Origin of the sequence: Streptomyces flavofungini (assembly GCF_041028215.1) — a bacterium.
Taxonomy (GTDB): Bacteria; Actinomycetota; Actinomycetes; order Streptomycetales; family Streptomycetaceae; genus Streptomyces; species Streptomyces flavofungini_B.
In genome coordinates this window covers 1-2,792 of sequence record NZ_JASKYR010000898.1, presented here as the reverse complement: position 1 = coordinate 2,792, position 2,792 = coordinate 1, and the positions used below count along the sequence as shown (strand labels likewise).

Sequence of the window (2,792 nt, the reverse complement as noted above, 5' to 3'; positions counted from 1 at the left end):
GTGGTCCACGCGGTCAGTGGTTCACCGTGGCGTTGCCGAACACCGGGTTGAGGACGCCGATGACGCTGACGTTGTTGCCGGTGGCGTTGACCGGGATGTGCACCGGGACCTGGACCAGGTTGCCCGAGCCGACGCCCGGGGACTTGGTGGCCACGCCCTGGGCGTCGGCGCCCGGGGTCGCGGAGGCGGCTCCGGCGGAGGCACCCGCGGCGAGGCCGGCGGTGACGACGGCGAGGGCGGCCTTCTTGGCGATGCTGTTCATGGGTGGTGCTCCTCCTGCAAGGCATGGGCGACCCCGGCTACGAGGTCGGAAGGGGGATCGCGCGGTGCGCTCAGACGTTGACGCAGAAGTTCCCGAACGCGGGGTTCAGGGCGCCGATGACCGAGACGGTGTTGCCGCAGGCGTTGACCGGGATGTGCACCGGGACCTGGACCAGGTTGCCCGAGCCGACGCCCGGGGACTTGGTGGCCACTCCGTCGGCCTGGGCGCCGCCGTGCGTCGCGGAGGCCATGCCGGCGCCGGCCGCGAGCAGGCCGCCCGCCACCATCGTCACGGCGGCGGCCTTCTTCAGGTTCTTCACTTCGGGTTCCTCCTGGACAGAGGCTGCGGCCGGCCGCCGCAGCACGCCCTGGAGAACGCCCCGGCGCCGGAGTGGTTGCGCCATATGGGGGACATCCACACGACGGTATGAATCTCATCCCGTAGTGCAACTGCCGGGTGTGGTCCGGCGTCGGGTGCCGGACCTGCGGGATCAGCCCGCCACGCCATGTCTGACGGCCCACAGGGCGGCCTGGGTCCGGTCGGCGAGGTCCAGCTTCATCAGGATGTTCGACACGTGCGTCTTGACGGTCTTCTCGGAGAGGACGAGGGCGCGGGCGATCTCGCGGTTGGAGCGCCCGTCGGCGATGAGGCCGAGCACCTCGCGCTCGCGCTCGGTCAGTGAGCCGCCCCGGCCCTGGCCGCCGTTCGCCTCCTCCTGGGAGAGCAGGGCGCCCGCCACCTCCGGCTGGAGCAGGACGTGTCCCGCGTGCACCGAGCGGATGGCGCCCGCGAGCGCGTCCGGGTCCACGTCCTTGTAGACGTACCCGGCGGCGCCCGCGCGCAGGGCAGGGACGACCGTGCGCTGCTCGGTGAAGCTGGTGACGATGAGCACGCGCGCGGGGTTGGCGAGCTCGCGCAGCCTGCGCAGCGCCTCGACGCCGTCCATGCCGGGCATCTTCACGTCCATCAGGACGACGTCCGGCTTCAGCTCCTCGGCCAGTGCGACGCCCTCGGCGCCGTCCGACGCCTCGCCCACGACCTCGATGTCGTCCTGGATCTCCAGGAACGTCCGAAGGCCCCGGCGGACCACTTGGTGGTCGTCGACCAGCAGCACCTGGATCCTCGTCCTCGCCTCGCGCACCGCGTCAGCCACCGGGGACCTCCATCTCGATCGTCGTGCCCTTGCCGGGCGCCGATTCCACGGTCAGCCGTCCGCCGACCCCGCTCGCGCGGTCACGCATGGACACCAGGCCCAGGTGCCGTCCCGCGCTCCGTATGACCTGTGGGTCGAAACCCGTGCCGTCGTCGGTGACGCGCAGGACAGCTCCCGCGCCGCGTCTGTCCAGGGTCACCGCGACGCACTCCGCCCCCGAGTGGCGCAGGGCGTTGTGCAGAGCCTCCTGGGCGACCCGCAGCATGGCCTCCTCCTGCGCCGCGGGCAGGGCCCGCACGCCCTTGCTGTCGAAGGTGACGCGGGCGGAGTGCGCGCGATGGAGGACCTGGCTGTGGGTGCGCAGGGTGGCGACCAGGCCGTCCTCGTCGAGGGCGGCGGGGCGCAGCTCCACGACGGCGGCCCGCAGCTCGTCCGCGGCCTCCGCGGCGAGCGCCGCGACCTGCTGGAGCTCGCCCTTGGCGCGGGAGGGGTCGCGGTCCACCAGGGCCGCGGCGGCCTGGGCCGTCAGGCGCAGCGAGAAGAGCTTCTGGCTGACGGCGTCGTGCAGCTCGTGGGCGAGGCGGGAGCGCTCCTCGGCGATGGTGAGCTCGCGGCTGCGCTCGTACAGCCGGGCGTTGGTCAGGGCGATCGCGGCGTGCTGGGCGAGGAGGGTGAGCAGCTCCTCGTCGTCCGGGGTGAAGCCGCATCTGCCCTCGATCCTGGGGCACCGCTTGTTGGCGAGGAAGAGGGCGCCGAGCGTCTCGTCCCCGTAGCGGATCGGGAGGCCGAGGAAGTCGGACATGTCCGGGTGGGCGTCGGGCCAGCCCTCGAAGCGGGGGTCCTCGCGCACATCGGCGAGGCGCTCCGGCTCGGCCTTCTGGAGCATGGCGGCGAGGATGCCGTGCTGCCGGGGCAGCGGTCCGATGGCCTTCCACTGCTCGTCGCTCACGCCGTCCACGACGAACTGGGCGAAGCCTCCGTGGTCGTCGGGGACCCCGAGCGCCGCGTACTCCGCATCGAGCAGCTCGCGGGCGGAGGCGACGATCGTCTTGAGGACGTCGCGCACCTCCAAATGCCTGCTCATGGCGAGCAGCGCGGAGCTCACCGCGTGCAGACCGGAGGGGGGACCTTGACTCATGGCCTCACCGTACCGGCGGGGTGTGACAGAGCGTATCCGCCCAGTGGAGGCCGCCGCCTAGGGCCGGGGGCCTAGGTCGCAGGGCCGGGACCAGGACGAAGGGCCCCTCGCGGTTGCGTCCCGCGCCGGAGGTGGCGGTGGGGTGGCCGTTCCTACGGTGASGGCATCTGCTGGGCGCCCCCGGATGCGGGCGCGGGTTCTGAGGGGACGGATGTCATGCCGGTGGCGATCATCACGGG

4 protein-coding genes are annotated in these 2,792 nt (G+C 72.6%); all 4 read right to left on the bottom strand.

Annotation, left to right across the window (positions count from 1 at the left end; translation table 11 throughout):
* Positions 1 to 13: 13 nt before the first annotated feature.
* Complete coding sequence (locus AB8Z36_RS36205; protein ID WP_369217637.1) at positions 14 to 262, bottom strand: chaplin; 249 nt, start codon at positions 260 to 262, stop codon at positions 14 to 16.
* Positions 263 to 332: 70 nt separating this feature from the next.
* A complete protein-coding gene (locus AB8Z36_RS36200) occupies positions 333 to 581 on the bottom strand; it encodes a chaplin (protein WP_369217636.1) in 249 nt (82 codons plus the stop codon).
* Positions 582 to 752: 171 nt separating this feature from the next.
* Complete coding sequence (locus AB8Z36_RS36195; RefSeq protein ID WP_369217635.1) at positions 753 to 1,415, bottom strand: response regulator; 663 nt, start codon at positions 1,413 to 1,415, stop codon at positions 753 to 755.
* Positions 1,408 to 2,553: a GAF domain-containing sensor histidine kinase gene (locus tag AB8Z36_RS36190; protein WP_369217634.1), complete on the bottom strand. Its 1,146-nt coding sequence runs from the start codon at positions 2,551 to 2,553 to the stop codon at positions 1,408 to 1,410. The genes AB8Z36_RS36195 and AB8Z36_RS36190 overlap by 8 nt, the downstream gene beginning before the upstream one ends.
* Between the last annotated feature and the right edge of the window lie 239 nt (positions 2,554 to 2,792).

Coding starts and splice junctions, on each gene's coding strand:
- AB8Z36_RS36205 (WP_369217637.1), bottom strand. CDS start 262: ATGAACAGCATCGCCAAGAAGGCCGCCCTCGCCGTCGTCACCGCCGGC.
- AB8Z36_RS36190 (WP_369217634.1), bottom strand. CDS start 2,553: ATGAGTCAAGGTCCCCCCTCCGGTCTGCACGCGGTGAGCTCCGCGCTG.